This window comes from Streptomyces chryseus (genome assembly GCF_014650755.1).
Taxonomy (GTDB): domain Bacteria; phylum Actinomycetota; class Actinomycetes; order Streptomycetales; family Streptomycetaceae; genus Streptomyces; species Streptomyces chryseus.
The window spans coordinates 356,038-373,774 of sequence record NZ_BMVO01000002.1 but is presented as its reverse complement, the minus strand read 5'-3'; the positions used below and the strand labels follow the sequence as shown (position 1 = coordinate 373,774).

Below are 17,737 nucleotides of genomic sequence, written 5' to 3'. Positions count from 1 at the left end.
GGTCGGGCTCCTTGCGAAAACGAGAAGTGAGGGGGCGAGGCGGGGGCGGCGTCAGGCCAGGGACGCGTACAGCCCGGGGCGGCGGTCGCGCAGGTACGGGTTGTTCTCGCGCGACGCCCGCAGGAACTCGGGGTCGGCGTCGCCGAACACCAGCTCCTCGCCGCGCCCGGCGCGGGCCCGGGAGGCCCCGTCGGGACCGGCCAGGCAGCTCAGCCCGACGAACTCGAACTCGCCCTCGGCGCCGGTCCGGTTCACATAGGCGACGTACATCTGGTTCTCGAAGGCCCGTACGGGCACCACGGACTCGGCGACGAACTGGAACGGGTGCATCTGTGCGGTGGGCACCAGCAGCAGGTCGGTGCCCGCGAGCGCGTGGGCGCGGACGTTCTCCGGGAACTCGACGTCGTAGCAGATCATGAGGCCGACGGTCAGGCCGCCGAGCTCCGCCTGGACGACCGTGTCGTCGCCGGGCGTGAACCACTCCTGCTCGAAGCAGCCGAACAGGTGCGTCTTGCGGTAGTTCGCGAGGCGCGTGCCGTCGGGGCCGATGAGCTGGGCGGAGTTGTAGACGGCGTCCCCGTCGCGCTCGGGGTAGCCGTAGTGGACGGCCAGCCCGTGGCGTACGGCGATGTCCGCGACGGCGTCGGCGGCCTCGCCGTCGGCGGGCTCGGCCAGCCGGTGCACGTCCGCCCCGATGGCATAGCCGGTCAGGAACATCTCCGGGCAGACCAGCAGCCCGGCGCCCGCCGCCGCCGCCCGGCCCGCGGCGTCGTCGAGGACCTTGAGGTTCGCCTCGACGGAGCCGGGACGGCCGGAGCTCTGGAGCAGTGCGGTGCGCAACGGCGGCATGGCTGACCTCGGGCTGGTGGGGAAGGTGTGCGGGAGACGTAATGACGGTACGTTCCGCGCTCGCACCCGGACAAGGCGCGACCGTTGCGGACCGACCGTTGATCTGTTGCGCAACAAGTGAGGTCCGCGGCGATTCGTTGCGTGCGGGCCGGTAAGCCTGAGGTCGTACGGTCCTGGGCCCCCAGCGGTAGCCGGTACGGCGCAGTCCCCGCCGCCCGGCGGAGTCCCGTCCGTACCCCGGTGCGATGTGCGCGGGGCGCGCCGACGGAAGAGTGATCGCTGTCCGGACAGCCGCCGGATCACCTGCCGAAGGAGCCCCGATGAACCGCCTCGCCCACCGTCGTACGAAGATCGCCGCCCTCGGCGCCGCTCTGCTGATCACCGCCGGGGCCGCCGGCACCGCGCTCGCCTCCGGCGCCGACGTACCGCGTGGCAAGCCGCGCGAAGCGGCGGCGCTGACCGGCACGGCGAAGCTGTACCGGCCGGCCGGGGACGACATCACGTTCACCTTCGACGCGCACCTGGCGGCGAAGGACACCATGGACCCCGAGAAGGCTTACGGCACGTTCCGCTTCGAGCACGTCTTCCCGGACGGCACGTCCGGCTGGGCCGAGGGAAGGGTCGACTGCCTGGTGACCGGCGGGAAGGTGGCGGTGGTGACGGGGATCATCACGGACACCGAACAGGACAACAAGGGCAAGCGGGTCGGGATCTCGGTCCACGACCAGGGCCGGAACGACCGCCTGGGCTACAGCTGGATCGGCCGTGACGTGGCGAAGCAGAACCTGCCCAAGTGCATGAGCTCCGCCCCGTTCGAGAAGACCAGGGCGGGCTCGGGCGACTTCAAGGTGCTGCCCTGGCAGCCGGTGTACGAGCAGGCCGCCCCGAAGGGCTAGGCGGGCGAGCCCGACGAGAAGCGCCGGAGCAGGGGGGACAGGACGAGCACCGACTTGGTGCGCTCGACGAACGGCTCCCCCGCGATCCGCTCCAGGACGCGCTCGAAGTGGCGCATGTCGGAGGCGAAGATCTGGACGACGGCGTCCGCGTCGCCGGTGACGGTCGACGCGGACACCACCTCCGGGTAGCGCGACAGGCCACGACGGATGTCCTCGGGGGACGTGTTGTGGCGGCAGTACATCTCGATGAAGCCCTCGGTCTCCCAGCCCAGCGCGGCCGGGTCGACGCGGACGGTGAAGCCGGTGATGGCACCTTCCGCCCGCAGCCTGTCCACGCGCCGCTTCACAGCGGGCGCGGACAGGCCGACCTCGGAGCCGATGTCCGCGTAACTGCGGCGGGCGTCCTCGGCGAGGGCGTGGACGATGCGTTCGTCGAGATCGTTCAGTCGCACTGCGGGTGGGTCACTTCTCTGCGGTGGCCAGACTGGAGCGGCGCATGCCGTAGAAGAAGTAGATCACGAGCCCGGCGATCATCCAGCCACCGAAGTAGACCCAGGTCTTGCTGGGCAGGCTGAACATCATGTACGCGCAGAAGGCGAAGCCGAGGATCGGCGTCACCGGGAACAGTGCCACCCGGAACGTACGCGGCATGTCGGGGCGCTTGTACCGCAGGATGACGACGGCGACATTGACGAGAGCGAAGGCGAAGAGGGTGCCGATGCTGGTGGCGTTGGCCAGCTCGCCGAGCGGGATGAAGGCCGCGAGGACGCCGCAGAAGAGCGACACGATCACGACGTTGGCCTTCGGCGTGCCGGTGCGCTCGTCGACCTTGGCGAACACCTTGGGGACGAGGCCGTCGCGGGACATCGCGAAGAGGATGCGGGTCTGGCCGTACAGCACGGCGAAGACGACGCTGGCGATGGCCACGACCGCGCCGGCGGCGAGGACGACGCCCCAGAAGCTGTGACCGGTGACGTCCTTCATGATCTGCGCGAGCGCCGCCTCGGTGCCCTCGAAGTCCTGCCACGGCATGGCACCGACGGCGACCAGGGCGACGAGGCAGTAGAGCACGGTGACGATCAGCAGCGACAGCATGATCGCGCGCGGCAGGTCCTTCTTCGGGTTCTTGGCTTCCTCACCGGCGGTGGAGGCGGCGTCGAAGCCGATGTACGAGAAGAACAGGGTGGCCGCTGCGGCACTGATCCCGGTGACGCCGAGCGGGGCGAGCGGGGCGTAGTTGCCGGCCTTGATGCCCATGAAGCCGATGACGCAGAAGAGGACCAGCGTGGCGATCTTGATGACGACCATGATCGTGTTGACGCGGGCGCTCTCCTTGGCGCCGCCCATCAGGAAGACCATGGCCAGCAGGATGACGATCAGCGCCGGGAGGTTGATGAATCCGCCCTCGCCGAGCGGCGCGGAGACGGAAGCCGGGATCGTGACGCCGATCGTGCCGTCGAGCAGCTCATTGAGGTACTCGCCCCAGCCGACGGCGACGGCCGCGACGGACACGCCGTACTCCAGGACCAGGCACCAGCCGCAGATCCAGGCGATGACTTCGCCCATGGTCGCGTACGAGTAGGAGTACGAAGAACCGGACACCGGTATGGAACCCGCGAGCTCCGCGTACGAGAGCGCCGAGAAGAGGGCGGTGAGACCGGCGATGACGAACGAGATCGCGACTGCGGGGCCGGCCAGCGGGGTTGCCTCACCGAGCACGACGAAGATGCCGGTGCCGAGCGTGGCGCCAATGCTGATCATCGTCAGCTGCCACATGGTGAGTGAGCGGCGGAGCGAACCGCCGTCGCCCTGGCCGCCTTCCGCGACGAGCTGCTCGACGGGCTTGCGCCGCATCAGCCGGGTGCCGAGATTCGGACGCTCGGATTCCGGTTGGGGAGTGACGGGTGGCGCTGCGTCCAACACTGGGGTGGCTCCTTATCGCTGCCGATCGGGAAGGCGGCGACCGCAGCGGTCCGCTCGGGGCGTCAGGAATCAGCCCGGAGCTCGGGAACCGCCGAGCAGGCGGTCCCCGCCACTCCACGTACAGCGCGAAGCCTACGAGGTGTGCGTTCACCTCCGTAATGCAGCAACCTTGCGTACCGGCGGACGATCATTGCGCACGACTGCGATACCTGGCTTTTTGTTGCGCCTCACCTTTCGATATCCCTTTTGTCCGGTACGGCGGAGGCCCGTGACCGCCGTACGCACCCCACGACCGGAGGCGATCATGACGACGACGGACCGAGCGGCCGGGACCGGCTTCGCGGACGCCGGGGGCTGGCTGGACCCGTCCCCCTACCTGCGCGGGGTCGCCTGGCGCGACGGCGGCCGCGTGGTGCGCGCCGACCCCGGCGATCTCGACCGGCTGCCCTGGGACACCGCCGAGCGCGCCGCCGTGCCGGTCGGGGTGCGGCTGGAGTTCACGGCGCGGGGCGCCACCGCCCTCGACATCCGCTACCGCGCCGCCCTGCCCGGGCCCGCCCAATCGCTGCGCGACCTCGCCCACACCTTCGCGCTCTGGCACGACGGCGCCCTGGTCACTGAGGTCACCGAGGATCCGGAGCGGGAGGCGGTCGTACGGATCGGGCTGCCGGAGCGCGGCGGCCGGTTCACGGTCCACCCGCCGGAGAGCCAGTGTCCCGAGATCCTGGGCCTGCGCCCGGTCGGCGGGACGGTCGCACCGGCCCCGGCCCAGCCCCGCTGGCTGGTGCACGGCGACTCGATCACCGAGGGCTGGTGGTCCACCCGCCCCGCCCACGCCTGGCCGGCGGCGGCCGGCCGCGCGCTCGGCCTGGACGCCGTGAACCTCGGCCACGCGGGCGCCGGCCGGGGCGAGCTCGTCGTCGCCCAGCAGATCGCGGGCCTGCCCGCCGAGCTGCTGACCCTCGCCTTCGGCACCAACTGCTGGTCCCGCACGCCGTTCTCGGCGCCCCTGCTGTACGAGACCGTGCGGGCGTTCGTCGGCCTCGTACGCCAGGGCCATCCGGACACCCCGCTGCTCCTCCTCTCCCCCGTCCTGCGCCCCGAGGCGGAGGGCGCCCGCAACGCCCTGGGCGCCACCCTCGCCGACCTGCGCACCGCCCTGGAGGACGCCGCGCGGGCCCTTGCCGCCGAGGGCGACGACCGCCTCGCACTGCTGCCCGGCCTCCCCGTCCTCGGCCCGGAGCATCTGGCGGACGGGCTGCACCCGAACGACGCGGGCCACGCCCTGATGGCGGAGGCGGTCGCCGCCGCGCTCCGGGAGGCCGGATTCGTTCCGCCGCCGGGGGGGCCGGGGCCCGCGCCGTGTTCGCCCACGGCGTGAGTACGGGAGGGGCCGGAGGGTCATGGGACGGTGGAGGGCGGGTAGGTGAGTCCTAGATGACGGAGGAGCCGCCCATGGTTGTCCTGGACTCACCCCGGCAAGACACCGCGACGGCCAGAGAGGCCGCCGCCGACTACGTGGCCCGGCACTGCCCCTGGGCCGATCTCGACGCGGTGCTGCTCGTCGTCAGCGAGCTGGTCGCCAACGCGGTGCGGCACACCTCCGGGTGGTGGCGCCTCACCCTCCACGCGGGCCGGGAGGAGCTGGTGGTGGAGCTGGACGACTCCAGCGACCAGCCGCCGGTGCCCCGCGAGCCGGACTTCGGGGGCGGCGGCGGGTTCGGCTGGCACATGGTGCAGCGGCTCGCGGGCCGGGTCGAGGTCCGGCCCCTGCCCGAGGGCAAGCGCGTACGGGCGATCTGGCCGCGCCCGGCCGAGGCGTACTGAGCGCGCACAGGCCACTGGCCGGTCCCCGCGCGAGCGGGAACCGGCCAGTGGCGACACGACGACTGCCGGAGCGTCAGCTCCAGCTGGCGTGCAGGGGCTTGCCCTCGGCGTAGCCGGCGGCGCTCTGCACCCCGACGATCGCCTTCTCGGCGAACTCCTCGAGCGAGCTGGCACCGGCGTAGGTGCAGGAGGAGCGGACGCCCGCGATGATCGAGTCGATCAGGTCCTCGACGCCCGGACGGGTCGGGTCGAGGAACATGCGCGAAGTGGAGATGCCCTCCTCGAACAGAGCCTTGCGGGCGCGGTCGTACGCCGACTCCTCGCTCGTACGGTTGCGGACGGCGCGGGCCGAGGCCATGCCGAACGACTCCTTGTACGCGCGGCCGTCGGCCGAGTGCTGGAGGTCGCCGGGCGACTCGTACGTGCCGGCGAACCAGGAGCCGACCATGACGTTGGACGCGCCGGCGGCGAGCGCCATGGCGACGTCGCGGGGGTGACGGATGCCGCCGTCGGCCCAGACGTGCTTGCCGAACTTCTTCGCCTCGGCGGCGCACTCCATGACGGCGGAGAACTGCGGCCGGCCCACGCCGGTCATCATGCGGGTCGTGCACATGGCGCCGGGGCCCACACCGACCTTGATGATGTCCGCGCCGGCCTCGATGAGGTCGCGCACGCCTTCGGCTGCGACGATGTTGCCCGCGACGATCGGGACCTGCGGGTCGAGCGCGCGCACGGCCTTGACAGCGGCGATCATCGACTCCTGGTGCCCGTGCGCGGTGTCCACGACGAGCGTGTCCACACCGGCGTCGAGCAGCAGCTTGGCCTTGCCCGCGACATCGCCGTTGATGCCGACGGCGGCCGCGATGCGCAGCTTGCCGTCGCCGTCGGTGGCGGGCGTGTAGAGGGTCGCGCGCAGGGCGCCCTTGCGGGTCAGGACGCCGGCGAGGCGGCCGTCCTTGTCGACGGCGGGCGCGTACTTGCGGTTCGCGTGGTCGAGCCGGTTGAACGCCTCGCGCGGGTCGATGCCCGCGTCCAGCAGGACCAGGTCGCGGGACATGACCTCGGACAGCTGCGTGAAGCGGTCGACGCCGGTCAGGTCGTGCTCGGTGACGACGCCGACGGGGCGGCGCTCGGCGTCCACGACGACGCCCGCGCCGTGTGCCCGCTTGGGCAGCAGCGACAGCGCGTCGGCGACGGTCTGCGAGGGGGCCAGGACGATCGGGGTGTCGAGCACCAGGTGCCGCGTCTTCACCCAGGAGACGACCTCGGTGACGACCTCGATCGGGATGTCCTGCGGAATGACCACGAGCCCGCCGCGGCGGGCCACGGTCTCGGCCATCCGGCGGCCGGCGATCGCGGTCATGTTCGCGACGACCAGCGGGATGGTGGTGCCGGTGCCGTCGGGGGCCGTGAGGTCCACGCCCTGGCGGGAACCGACGGCCGAACGGCTCGGCACCATGAATACGTCGTCGTACGTGAGGTCGTACGGCGGCTTCAGATCGTTGAGGAAACGCACGTGCTGAACATCCCAGTCGTTCGGAGTTGGCCCCCGGGCATTTCAGCCGGGGAAAAACGCACGTACTTCAGTGTCCCATGCCCATGCCGGAACACCCTCCGGGCCGATCGTCCAGGCCGCGGGGGGTGCGTTCGTCGGATCCTCCGAACCGCGTTCCTTCTCCTCAGTCGTCCGGGTCGGCCCGGTCCAGCGCGGGCCGGGGCGCCGACCCGGTCTCGCTCAGCAGGTAGTCGGCCGCGGCGGTGTCCGTGACCAGGCTGGTGACCAGCCCGGATCTGAGTACGGCGTCGATGGCGGCCGCCTTGCGCAGTCCGCCCGCGATGGCCACCACCTCGGGGACGCGCCGCAGCCGGTCCGCCTCGACGGTGATGCACCGCTCGCCCAGGTCGCGCCCGACCCGGCGGCCCTGCGCGTCGAAGAGGTGCGCGGACATCTCGGCCGCGACGCCCAGCGAGGCGTAGTGCGCGCGCTCCTCGTCGGAGAGCATGTCGTGGACCGTGGAGATGCCCGGCTCCCACGAGCCGATGGACACGGCGGCGACGGTCACCTTGTCGAAGTACTCGAAGGCGCGCGCGATACCGGTCTGGCTGCGCAGCGCCGCCGCGGTCGCCGGGTCGGGCAGCAGCATCGGGGCGTAGATCGGGTGCGCCTCGCCGCCGGAGACCTGCGCCGCGCGGCGCACCGCCTCCACCGAGCCGCGTTCCGCCGTCCCCGCGTCGTACACGCCGGTCAGCTGGACGACCGTGCACGGCGGCAGCTGGTGCAGCGCCGCCGCCATGTGGATGGTGGAGCGGCCCCAGGCGAGACCGAGTACGTCGCCCTCGTTCACCAGCTCGCCGAGCAGGTCGGCCGCGACCTCTCCCAGGTTCTCGGGGTCGGTGGGCGCGCTGCCGGCGAAGCCGGGAGATCCGGGGAGGGCGTCCTCGGTGGCGTCGGCCGGGGACTCGACGACGACCGCGTGCCGCAGGCCGTAGCGGGCACGCAGCGCGTCGGAGCGCTCCGCGTCCAGCTCGGCGGGCACCCTGATCTCGATCCGTACGAGGTCGCGCTCCAGGGCGGTCTCCAGGACCCGGGCCACCTTGAAGCGGCTGACGCCGAACTCCTCGGCGATCTGGATCTTGGACTTGCCCTCCAGGTAGAAGCGGCGGGCCATGGCCGCCGCCTGGACCAGCTCTGCGGGTCCCATCCGCAGGGCTGACCGGCCCGCCGACATTGCAGACACCGCGATCTCCTCACTGCTGTTCACACTCTGGTCTCGCTGTTCATCCTGTCAGATCAGCGAGACCTTGATCAGCCCCGAAGGGCGGCGTTCACCGAGCCGTGGCTCAGTGGTCGCATGCCCAGCCGGCCGTGGCCGTGGTCTCGGTCGCCTGGTTGCGCAGCATGCGCACCGCGGCGGCCGGGTCGTCGGTGCCGTACACGGCCGAACCGGCGACGAAGACGTCCGCGCCGGCCTCCGCGCAGCGCTCGATCGTCGACGCCGATACGCCGCCGTCGACCTGCAGCCACAGCTCCAGGCCGTGCTTGGAGATCAGCTCACGGGTACGGCGGATCTTCGGCAGCATGATGTCGAGGAACGCCTGGCCGCCGAATCCCGGCTCCACGGTCATGATCAGCAGCATGTCGAGCTCGGGGAGCAGGTCCTCGTACGGCTCGATGGGCGTGGCCGGCTTCAGCGCCATGGAGGCGCGGGCGCCCTTGGCGCGGATCTCACGCGCCGTGCGTACGGGGGCGGCGCACGCCTCGGCGTGGAAGGTGACCGATCCGGCGCCCGCCTCGACGTACTGCGGGGCCCAGCGATCGGCGTCCTCGATCATCAGGTGGCAGTCCAGCGGGATGTCCGTCGCGCGGCTGAGGGACTCCACGATCGGGACGCCCAGCGTGAGGTTGGGCACGAAGTGGTTGTCCATCACGTCGACATGGAGCCAGTCGGCGCCCTCGACGGCCTTCGCCTCCTCCGCCAGGCGGGAGAAGTCTGCGGAGAGGATACTGGGATTGATCTGAACAGCCATGGGCCAAGCCTGCCACGTTCCGGGGCGCTTCCTCGCCCCGGTGGTCCCATCGGTACGGACCAGCGGTGCCCGGGATCAGCACACACCGCGCAATCCTGGCGATTCGGCCCGCGACAACGGACCCGACACCTGGCCTCAGGGGGCGCCGTGCCGAAGACGCAGGAGCTCTCACCGCCGCCGCGCCGAGGGGTCGGCCGGCTGGTCTGCGGGCGGCGCAGCAAGTGGGTCGCGGTGGTCCTGTGGCTGGTGGTCATCGTCCTTGCCTTCCCGCTGGCGGCCAGGCTCACCGACGCGCAGGACAACGACTCCGCCTCCTGGCTCCCCGGCAAGGCGGAGTCGACCCCGTCCTCCAGGAGGCCGAGGAGTTCCGGCCCGAGGTCATCCCGGCGGTCGTCGTATACGCGCGCGCGAGCGGCCTGACGCCCGCCGACCGCGCGCGCATCGCCGAGGACGTCGCGGCGTTCAAGGACCTGCGGGACCACGGGCTGCGCGGCGCCGAGACGCGCGGCCCCGTGCTGGACCGGCCCGTCGACCCGCGGGCCGCGGAGGTCTTCGTACCGATCACGATGGACGAGAAGGGCTGGGAGCGGCTGGCGCCCGCCGTCGACTCCCTGCGCGCGCAGAGCGGCACCGGCGAAGGCGGGCTCGCGGTCTACGTCACCGGCCCGGGCGGCACCTCCGCCGCCTTCTCCGAGGCGTTCGAGGGCATCGACTCCACCCTGCTGCTCGCGGCCCTCGGCGTGGTGATCGTGATGCTGCTGATCACCTACCGCAGTCCGACGCTCCTGGTGGTCCCGGTCGTCGGCGTCATCGGGGCGCTGGTCGCCGCGCAGGCGCTGATCTATCTCCTGGCCGAGCACGCCGACCTGACCGTCAACGGGCAGAGCGCGGGCATCCTCACGGTCCTCGTCTTCGGCGCCGGTACGGACTACGCCCTGCTGCTGGTGGCCCGCTACCGCGAGGAGCTGCGCCGCCACGAGGACCGGCACGAGGCGATGGCGCTCGCCCTGCACCGGGCCGGGCCGGCCGTGCTGGCCAGTGGCGCCACCGTGGTGCTCGGCATGCTGGTGCTGATGTTCGCGGACATGAACTCGACCAGCGGGCTCGGTCCGGTCGCCGCGATCGGTGTCGCGGTCGCCCTGCTGGCCATGCTGACGCTGTTCCCCGCCCTCCTGGTGATCTTCGGGCGCTGGATCTTCTGGCCGGTGATCCCGCACCTGGGCTCGCCCGAGCCCACCGAGCGCGGGATCTGGGCCCGTACCGGACGGCGTATCGCCCGCCGCCCGAGGGCCGTGTGGGGGGTCACGGCGCTCGTCCTCGCCGTCTTCGCGCTCGGTCTGACGCAGTTGCGGGCCGAGGGCGTCAGCAACGCGGACGCCTTCACGGGCAAACCCGACGCGATCACCGGGCAGGAGGTGCAGGACCGGTACTTCCCGGCGGGCAGCGGCAGCCCCCTGGTGGTCGTGAGCAACGCCGGGCAGGCGAGGCAGGTCGGCGAGACCGTGGCGCGCACCGACGGGGTCGTGCCCGGGTCGGTCACCGTCCCGCCGGGCACCAAACCCGTGCACGACGGCCGGGTGCTGCTGGAGGCCACGATGACGCAGGGCGCCGACAGCACGGCCGCCAAGGACACGGTGGAGCGGGTACGGGACGCGGTGCACGCCGTCCCGGACGCCGACGCCCGGGTGGGCGGCGGCACGGCGGCGCTCCTCGACATGGACGAGGCCACCACGCACGACAACGTCCTGATCATCCCGCTGGTGCTGGTCGTGGTGCTGCTGGTGCTAATGGTGCTGCTGCGCTCGCTGGTCGCGCCGCTGCTGCTGATCGGCACGGTCGTGCTGTCGTTCGCCGCCGCCCTCGGCCTGAGCGCGCTCGCCTTCCGGTACGTCTTCGACTACGCGGGCGAGACGACCGACTTCCCGCTGTTCGTCTTCGTGTTCCTGGTGGCGCTGGGCATCGACTACAACATCTTCCTGTCCACCCGGATCCGCGAGGAGGCCCGGCGCACGGGCACCAGGGCCGGCGTGGTGACCGGCCTGGCGACCACCGGCGCGGTCATCACGTCCGCCGGCCTCGTCCTGGCGGGCACGTTCGCCGCCCTGGGCACGCTGCCGCTGGTGGCCTTCGCCGAGATCGGCTTCGCGGTCGCGCTGGGCGTGCTGCTCGACACCCTCGTCGTACGGTCCGTACTGGTGCCGGCACTGTTCCTGGACGCCGGCCCGAAGGTGTGGTGGCCCCACCGCATGGCCCGCGAGGACCGGTAGGGCGCGCCCCGGCTCACCACTCGATGTCGTCGCCGGCCACGATCGCGGCGTGCATGTTGCGCCGCATCATCTCCAGCGCGGCCTCGGCCAGCTCCGGATGAATGTGCGCGACGGCGTCCCGGGGGACGGTCACCCGCAGGTGGCGGATGTGCGCGTCGAGCGCCGAGTACAGCACGCACTGCTCGGTGACCTGGCCGCACAGCACCACGTGGTCGGCCTGCAGGGAATGGAGCAGGTAGCCGAGCGGTGTCTCGAAGAAGATCGAATGGCGCGCCTTGACCACGAACAGCGAGTCGCCGTCCGGCTGGAGGGGCCGCACCAGCTCCGCGTGCGGCCCCGACAGCGCCGTGTCGACGATCTCACCGTGGTGGGAGCGCCATTCGCCGAAGTTGTCGTTGGCGTAGATGACCGGAACGCCGCTCTCCCGGGCGCGCTTGAGCAGCCGGACGATCGCCGGGACGGCCTCGCGCGCCGAGGGGAGCAGCAGCTCCGCGTCGTCGTGGTCGTAGGTGGTGATCATGTCGATGACGATGAGAGCGGTCTTTCCCATACGCCCCAGGTTCCCCGTCAGTCGACGATCGCCCCACTCGGGAACGCCCCTGCCTAGGCGGTCCGCCGCAGCAGCGCCAGGTACATCGCGTCCGTGCCGTGCAGATGCGGCCACAGCTGTACGTCGGGGCCGTCGCCCAGCGCCGGTACGCCGGGCAGCAGCGGCCGGGCGTCGATCCACTCGGCCTCGACCGGCTGGTGCCCGCCGCGCCCCTTGAGCACGTCGTCGACCACGACCCGGGTCTCGGCGAGGTGCGGGGAGCAGGTCGCGTACCCGACGACTCCGCCCACCCGTACCGCGCTCAGCGCCTCGCGCAGCAGTCCGCGCTGGAGCGGGGCGAACCCCTCCAGGTCCTCGGCGCGGCGGCGCCAGCGCGCCTCGGGGCGGCGGCGCAGGGCGCCGAGGCCGGAGCACGGGACGTCCATCAGGACGCGGTCGAAGGAGCCCGGAAGCCACGGCGGGCGCGTGCCGTCGGCGGCGATCACCTGGTACGGGCCCGGGTTGCCCGCCAGCGCGCGCTCGACGAGGCGGGCGCGGTGCGGCTGCTTCTCGGAGGCGAGCAGCGCCGCGCCACGCCCGGCGGCGAGTCCGGCCAGCATGGCGGCCTTGCCGCCGGGCCCGGCGCAGCCGTCGAGCCAGCGCTCGTCGCGCCCCTCGACGGGAGCGTTCGCGAGTGCGACGGCGACCAGCTGGCTGCCCTCGTCCTGGACCCCGGCCCGGCCCTCCTGGACCGCCGCGATGGCGCCCGGCTCACCGCCCTCGGCCAGGCGTACGGCGTAGGGGGACCAGCGGCCCGGCAGCCCGGAGTCCTCGCCCACCGCGTCCAGCAGTTCGTCGGCGGTGGAGCGGCCCGGGCGGGCGACGAGCGTCACCTCGGGCCGCTCGTTGTCGGCCTCCAGCAGGTCCTCGATGCCGGCGCGGCCGCCGCCGAGGGCGTCCCAGAGCGCGGAGACGATCCAGCGCGGGTGGGAGTGGACGACGGCCAGGTGCGCCTCGGCGTCGTCGTCGTACGGCGGGGCGACCTGCTCCACCCAGGCGTCGAGGTCCTGCTTGGAGATCTTCCGCAGCACCGCGTTGACGAACTTCGCGCGCCCCTCGCCGAGCACCACGCGCGCCAGCTCGACGCTCGCCGACACGGCGGCGTGCGTCGGGATGCGGGTGCCCAGGAGCTGGTGCGCGCCGAGCGCCAGCACGTCGAGGACCGGCGGGTCCACCTCGCGCAGCGGCCGGTCGACGCACGCGGCGACCACCGCGTCGTACGTGCCCTGGCGGCGCAGGGTCCCGTACACCAGCTCGGTCGCGAGCGCGGCGTCGCGCTCGTCGAAGTCGCCCTTGGCACGGGCCTTCTTCAGCAGCGGCGGCAGGACGAGGTTGGCGTACGCGTCGCGCTCGTCGACGGCGCGCAGCGCCTCGAACGCGAGGAAGCGGACCGGGTCCTTCTGGGGGCGCCGGTGCGGCTTGGCGGGACGCTTGCCGGTTCGCTTGGCGGGAGGGCTGCTTGGCTGGTCACTCACGAAAAAGGTGCTCCGCTGAAGAGGGGGACGAACCCTCTCAGCGTACGTCCGCCGCGCCCACGTGCTCGCCCGGGGCGATCCGCACGCCGCGCGCCCAGTCGGCGCCGAGCATCGGCTTCTTGCCCTGCGGCTGCACCCACAGGAGTTCCACGGGGTGCGATCCGGTTCCCGCGTACACGTTCTTCTTCCCCGCCGACAGCTCACCGGGGGCCAGGGCCAGGTCCGTCCGGTCGGGCAGCGGCTTCACGGAGACGAGCTTGAGCCGCTCGCCCCGGAACACCGTCCAGGCGCCGGGCGCGGGCGTGCAGCCGCGTACGACACGGTCGACGCGCAGCGCGGGCGCGGCCCAGTCGATCTGCGCGTCCTCGACGGTGATCTTGGGTGCGAGGGTGATGCCCTCGGCGGGCTGCGGTACGGCGTGCAGGGTGCCGTCCTCGATGCCGTCCATGGTGGCGGCGAGCAGGCCGGAGCCCGCGAAGGCGAGCCGGGTGAGCAGGTCGCCGCTGGTGTCGGTGGGGCGTACCCGCTCGGTGAGCACGCCGTACACCGGCCCGGAGTCGAGCCCTTCCTCGATCAGGAAGGTCGACGCGCCCGTGACCTCGTCGCCCGCGAGGATCGCGTGCTGCACCGGGGCGGCGCCGCGCCATGCCGGCAGCAGCGAGAAGTGCAGGTTGACCCAGCCCTTGGCGGGGACGTCGAGGGCGGTCCTGGGGAGCAGCGCGCCGTACGCGACGACGGGGCAGCAGTCCGGCGCGATCTCGCGCAGCCGCGCGAGGAAGTCCTCGTCACGCGGGTGGACCGGCTTGAGCACCTCGATCCCGGCCTCTTCCGCACGCGCGGCGACGGGGCTCGCGACGAGTTTGCGGCCGCGTCCCGCCGGCGCGTCGGGCCGGGTGACCACGGCGGCGACCTCGTGCCGGCCGGAGGCGATCAGGGCGTCCAGGGCGGGTACGGCGACCTCGGGGGTGCCTGCGAAGACGAGCTTCATCGGTGGCGCGGGCCTCTCGGGCAGGAAGGGCGGTAACGGGTGCGGCGTCAAGGGACGCACCAGTCTATGGGCCGTCACGGTCCTTGGCCTCAGGGGGCGTACGCACGACCGCGCGCCCCGCGCGGACACGTCTACGCCCCCAGCAGCGTGACCCCGGCGCCGGGTGACGCGTTGGTCAAGTGAGATTGACCGATACGGCCCGCGCAAGCGGCCCCGACTTCCCGCCCGCTCCCCCACACGCACCTTTCCCTCCTTCTTCCGCCCCTTCTTTCACGCCGGTTCGAGAGGCTTGTTCATGGCCGACCACGCAACCCACGACGCCCAAGCACGGGCCAGCCTGCATCTGTTGGTACGGGACATCGAGCGGGTCCGCCGGCAGGTGGACGCACTGCGCACCCTCACCGCCCAGCTCGGCAACGTCTACCGCCCGCGTCGCTCCGGCCCTTCCACGGGCTTCGTCGTCTACGGCCGGGCCCCGGCGCCCACCGTCCGCCTCGCCCAGGAGCTGCGGGACAGCGTCGAGACGCTGGTGACCGCCGCCGTGGACTTCGACCGTTCGCTGGGCTTCTCCTGGGACGCGGTGGGCTCGGCCCTCGGAGTGACCAAGCAGGCCGTGCACCGGCGATACGGCGCGCGGCGGGCCGCTGCGCAGACCAGCGCACCGGCGGAGGCCGAGCCGGCCGCCGAGACGGCGACCGCCACCCGCACCCTGCCGGTCCCGCCGCCCCTGCCCTCCGTGCCGGCGGCCCGCTCCATGCCGCCGCAGCCGGCAGCCGCGACCCAGTCGCTGCGCGACGAACTACGCCCGACCGCCCTCCCCGGCCCCCGCAACGGCTGACCTTCTTCGCCCGTCCCGGCCGGGCTCCCCGGCCCCTCCCGTCTCCGCCGCAGGGCCCTGCACCTGACGCCCCACGCGCCACCGGCCCTCGCCGACCGTCCCAGCTCCGCCCGGCGAGGGCCCGCACCGGCGGAGCCCCGCCTCACCCTCCACGGTGCCGGGAGGGACGCGCCGGGGCGCTCCCCGCAGGGTGTCGAACGCAACCCTCCCGAACGACTCGTCGCCCCGACACGTTCGGCACCCGAGGAGACGCCCCGGCGCGGCACCGACCCCAAGGCACCTGCGGACTCCAGGGCCGGACCCCGCCGCGCGCCACACCAGCGACGGCACACTCCGGGAGTCGCCCCGCCGCCGCCGCCCTCAGCCGATGTCCGGCGGATCGATCCGGATCCGCACCGGATCGCCGCCGCCCCGGGCCAGCCGCGCCGCCTGGGCCGCCTTCAGCGCGGTGGCGAGCGCCGCTCCGCTCCCAGGCGGCACCCGCAGCAGCGCGCGCTCCCACACCTCGCCCACCGGCGGGTCGCCGGGCCGGCGCGGACGGCCGGGCTCCGCGACGGGCAGCGGCACCGGGCCGAGGACCTCCGCGTCGGCCGGCAGTTCGGCCGCCGCCAGGAACGCGGCGATCGCCTCGGGCCGGCCGCTCACCGCCGCCATCCGCGACACCGGCGGGAAGCCCAGCTCCGCCCGCTCTGCCAGCTCCCGCTGCGCGTGCCCCACCGGGTCCCACCGCACCAGCGCCTGCACCGGCCGCAGCGACGGCTCGGCGACCACGACCACCGTCCCGCCCTCCGCCTGCCCCCTCACCAGGGCCGACGCGCTGATCCACCGGCGCAGCGCCTCCTCCCCCGCGCGGAGGTCCGGGCGGCCGAGCATCGCCCAGCCGTCGAGCAGCAACGCCGCCGCGTAACCGCCCTCGGCCACCGGCTCGGCCCCCGGCGTACTCACCACGAGCGCGGGCGCCGCCGGCACGCTCTCCAGCACGTGATCGCGCCCGGACGTGCGCACCGGCACGGCCGGGAACGCCCGCCCCAGCTCCTCCGCCGTGCGCCGCGCGCCCACGACCTGCGCCCGCAGCCGCACGCTCCCGCACTCGCCGCACCGCCACCCTGCCGCGTCCCGGCCGCACCACCCGCAGTGCAGTTCCCGCTGGTCGGCCGCTTCGAGCGGCCCCGCGCAGTGGCCGCACCGCGCGGGCGTACGACACCGCTCACACGCCAGGCTCGGTACGTACCCGCGCCGGGGCACCTGCACCAGTACCGGACCGGACCGCAGCCCGTCCCGCACCGTCTGCCACGCCAGGCTGGGCAGCCGGGCCGCCCGCGCGGCCCCGTCCCGGGCCACCTCCTCGTCGCCGACGGTACGGATCAGCGGCGCGGCGGCCCGCACGTGCTCGCGGCCCGGCCGCAGCGGCACGGCCCACTGGCTCTCCACGAGCTGGGCCGCCTCCACCGTGCAGCTCGTGGCCCCCAGCAGGAATCCGCACCTGCTGTGCTGCGCCCGCAGCTCCAGCACCTCCCGCACGTGCGGGAACGGCGCGTGGTCGTCGCTGTGGCTGGAGTCCCCGTCGTCCCACACCGCCACGAGCCCCAGATCCGTCACCGGGGCGAACATCGCGGCCCGTGTCCCGATCACCGCCCGCACCGACCCCCGCCGGGCGGCCAGCCACTGCCCGTACCGCTTCTGCGGCCCGGCGTCGGCGGTCAGCAGCGTGTGGTGGCCCTTGCCCACCAGCGCGGTGAGCGCCGCGTCCACCCGCGCCGCGCTCCGGCCGTCCGGCAGCACGACCAGCGCGCCCCGGCCGGACGCGAGCGTCGCCACCACGGCGCGGGCCAGTTCCTCGGGCCAGTGCGGCCCCGGCAGCGCGTTCCACACGGCGCGCGGCGCCCCGCCCGCCGCCAGCTCCCGCAGGAACGCGGGTCCGTGCGCGTACCGCCCCCAGGTCCCGGGCGCCGGCGCGCCGGGCGGCGGCAGCGGCTCGGGCGAGGCCTTCTTCTCGGCCGGCCCGTTGCGCGGCGGAACGGCCAGCTGGAGCACGTCGGCGAGGCTGCCCGCGTACCGGTCGGCGATCGCCCGCGACAGGGCGAGCAGCTCGGGGCTCAGCACGGGCTCCGGGGACACCACATAGGCGAGCGCCGCGAGCGGCCCGGCGTAGTCCGACTCGGCCCGCCGCTCGATCAGGAACCCGTCGATCATCCCGCCGCCCTCACGGCGGCCGTCCCGCACGTTGTGCGAACCGGCGCCGAACCGCACCCGGACCCGCACCCCCGGCTGGGCGACGGCGTCCAGCTCCTCCGTCACGGCGTAGTCGAAGTACTTGTCGAGGTGCAGCACCCCCTTGTCGACCAGCACCCGCGCGACGGGCAGCTCCTTGGCCAGCGGCGCGCCGCGCCAGGTCCTCGGTTTGGCCTTCGGGACCTTCGCCTTCCGCACGGTCTCCCGGATGAGCGCAAGCTGCTCCGGCGCCCCGCCCGCGGGCTCTTCGGGCCGCTCGTCGTTCCTGCTCACAGCCAAATTCCTACCAGACACCACGGACAGTGCGACCAGCGCGAAGGCCCCG

Annotated in this window: 14 protein-coding genes and 1 pseudogene; 5 read left to right on the top strand and 10 right to left on the bottom strand. The window is 73.3% G+C overall.

Going from position 1 to position 17,737, the window contains the following annotated elements; all coding sequences use genetic code 11:
* Positions 1–51 precede the first annotated feature (51 nt).
* On the bottom strand, positions 52–849 hold the full coding sequence (locus IE185_RS06385; RefSeq protein WP_138898234.1) for a carbon-nitrogen hydrolase family protein: 798 nt from the start codon (positions 847–849) through the stop codon (positions 52–54).
* Positions 850–1,169: 320 nt separating this feature from the next.
* Between IE185_RS06385 and IE185_RS06380 the strand changes: the two genes are divergently transcribed.
* Complete coding sequence (locus tag IE185_RS06380; protein ID WP_138898233.1) at positions 1,170–1,745, top strand: Repetin; 576 nt, start codon at positions 1,170–1,172, stop codon at positions 1,743–1,745.
* On the opposite strand, the gene IE185_RS06375 is transcribed toward IE185_RS06380, so the two are convergent.
* Together IE185_RS06375 and IE185_RS06370 are read right to left on the bottom strand one after the other, a co-directional pair.
* Entirely contained in the window at positions 1,742–2,197 is a 456-nt protein-coding gene (locus IE185_RS06375) for an Lrp/AsnC family transcriptional regulator (protein WP_069929730.1), read from the bottom strand. The two genes, IE185_RS06380 and IE185_RS06375, sit on opposite strands and share 4 nt — an antisense overlap.
* A gap of 10 nt (positions 2,198–2,207) precedes the next feature.
* Complete coding sequence (locus IE185_RS06370; protein ID WP_373303694.1) at positions 2,208–3,599, bottom strand: amino acid permease; 1,392 nt, start codon at positions 3,597–3,599, stop codon at positions 2,208–2,210.
* Positions 3,600–3,972: 373 nt separating this feature from the next.
* Here IE185_RS06370 and IE185_RS06365 point away from each other — a divergent pair, with 373 nt between their 5' ends.
* A complete protein-coding gene (locus IE185_RS06365) occupies positions 3,973–5,049 on the top strand; it encodes a GDSL-type esterase/lipase family protein (RefSeq protein ID WP_138898231.1) in 1,077 nt (358 codons plus the stop codon).
* 74 nt (positions 5,050–5,123) lie between these two features.
* Positions 5,124–5,495: an ATP-binding protein gene (locus IE185_RS06360; RefSeq protein ID WP_229843364.1), complete on the top strand. Its 372-nt coding sequence runs from the start codon at positions 5,124–5,126 to the stop codon at positions 5,493–5,495.
* A gap of 73 nt (positions 5,496–5,568) precedes the next feature.
* Here the strand turns inward: IE185_RS06360 and IE185_RS06355 are convergent, their stop codons facing one another.
* From IE185_RS06355 to rpe, 3 genes are all read right to left on the bottom strand, one after another.
* Positions 5,569–7,011, bottom strand: a complete 1,443-nt coding sequence (locus IE185_RS06355) for a GuaB1 family IMP dehydrogenase-related protein (RefSeq protein ID WP_138896805.1) — start codon at positions 7,009–7,011, stop codon at positions 5,569–5,571.
* A 163-nt stretch (positions 7,012–7,174) separates the two neighbouring features.
* On the bottom strand, positions 7,175–8,257 hold the full coding sequence (locus IE185_RS06350; RefSeq protein ID WP_138896806.1) for a sugar-binding transcriptional regulator: 1,083 nt from the start codon (positions 8,255–8,257) through the stop codon (positions 7,175–7,177).
* A 79-nt stretch (positions 8,258–8,336) separates the two neighbouring features.
* A complete protein-coding gene (gene rpe / locus IE185_RS06345) occupies positions 8,337–9,023 on the bottom strand; it encodes a ribulose-phosphate 3-epimerase (RefSeq protein ID WP_138896807.1) in 687 nt (228 codons plus the stop codon).
* A gap of 147 nt (positions 9,024–9,170) precedes the next feature.
* Here rpe and IE185_RS06340 point away from each other — a divergent pair.
* Positions 9,171–11,290 (top strand): annotated as a pseudogene (locus IE185_RS06340) (MMPL family transporter).
* A gap of 13 nt (positions 11,291–11,303) precedes the next feature.
* Here IE185_RS06340 and IE185_RS06335 read toward each other — a convergent pair.
* From IE185_RS06335 to fmt, 3 genes are read right to left on the bottom strand one after another with little or no spacing between them, the layout of a single operon-like run.
* Positions 11,304–11,840 (bottom strand): cysteine hydrolase family protein, encoded by a 537-nt coding sequence (locus IE185_RS06335; RefSeq protein WP_138896808.1) that lies wholly within the window; start codon positions 11,838–11,840, stop codon positions 11,304–11,306.
* A gap of 53 nt (positions 11,841–11,893) precedes the next feature.
* Complete coding sequence (locus IE185_RS06330; protein WP_138896809.1) at positions 11,894–13,354, bottom strand: RsmB/NOP family class I SAM-dependent RNA methyltransferase; 1,461 nt, start codon at positions 13,352–13,354, stop codon at positions 11,894–11,896.
* A 37-nt stretch (positions 13,355–13,391) separates the two neighbouring features.
* A complete protein-coding gene (gene fmt, locus IE185_RS06325) occupies positions 13,392–14,342 on the bottom strand; it encodes a methionyl-tRNA formyltransferase (RefSeq protein ID WP_138896810.1) in 951 nt (316 codons plus the stop codon).
* 295 nt (positions 14,343–14,637) lie between these two features.
* Between fmt and IE185_RS06320 the strand changes: the two genes are divergently transcribed.
* Positions 14,638–15,180 (top strand): hypothetical protein, encoded by a 543-nt coding sequence (locus IE185_RS06320; RefSeq protein ID WP_138906080.1) that lies wholly within the window; start codon positions 14,638–14,640, stop codon positions 15,178–15,180.
* Between the two features lie 360 nt (positions 15,181–15,540).
* Here the strand turns inward: IE185_RS06320 and IE185_RS06315 are convergent, their stop codons facing one another.
* A complete protein-coding gene (locus tag IE185_RS06315) occupies positions 15,541–17,685 on the bottom strand; it encodes a primosomal protein N' (RefSeq protein WP_189714776.1) in 2,145 nt (714 codons plus the stop codon).
* Positions 17,686–17,737: the final 52 nt, after the last annotated feature.

Bases quoted from the DNA above. Each gene is read 5' to 3' on its own strand.
- IE185_RS06385 (WP_138898234.1), bottom strand. From the start codon at position 849: ATGCCGCCGTTGCGCACCGCACTGCTCCAGAGCTCCGGCCGTCCCGGC.
- IE185_RS06380 (WP_138898233.1), top strand. From the start codon at position 1,170: ATGAACCGCCTCGCCCACCGTCGTACGAAGATCGCCGCCCTCGGCGCC.
- IE185_RS06370 (WP_373303694.1), bottom strand. From the start codon at position 3,599: ATGCGGCGCAAGCCCGTCGAGCAGCTCGTCGCGGAAGGCGGCCAGGGC.
- IE185_RS06365 (WP_138898231.1), top strand. From the start codon at position 3,973: ATGACGACGACGGACCGAGCGGCCGGGACCGGCTTCGCGGACGCCGGG.
- IE185_RS06360 (WP_229843364.1), top strand. From the start codon at position 5,124: ATGGTTGTCCTGGACTCACCCCGGCAAGACACCGCGACGGCCAGAGAG.
- rpe (WP_138896807.1), bottom strand. From the start codon at position 9,023: ATGGCTGTTCAGATCAATCCCAGTATCCTCTCCGCAGACTTCTCCCGC.
- IE185_RS06335 (WP_138896808.1), bottom strand. From the start codon at position 11,840: ATGGGAAAGACCGCTCTCATCGTCATCGACATGATCACCACCTACGAC.
- fmt (WP_138896810.1), bottom strand. From the start codon at position 14,342: ATGAAGCTCGTCTTCGCAGGCACCCCCGAGGTCGCCGTACCCGCCCTG.
- IE185_RS06320 (WP_138906080.1), top strand. From the start codon at position 14,638: ATGGCCGACCACGCAACCCACGACGCCCAAGCACGGGCCAGCCTGCAT.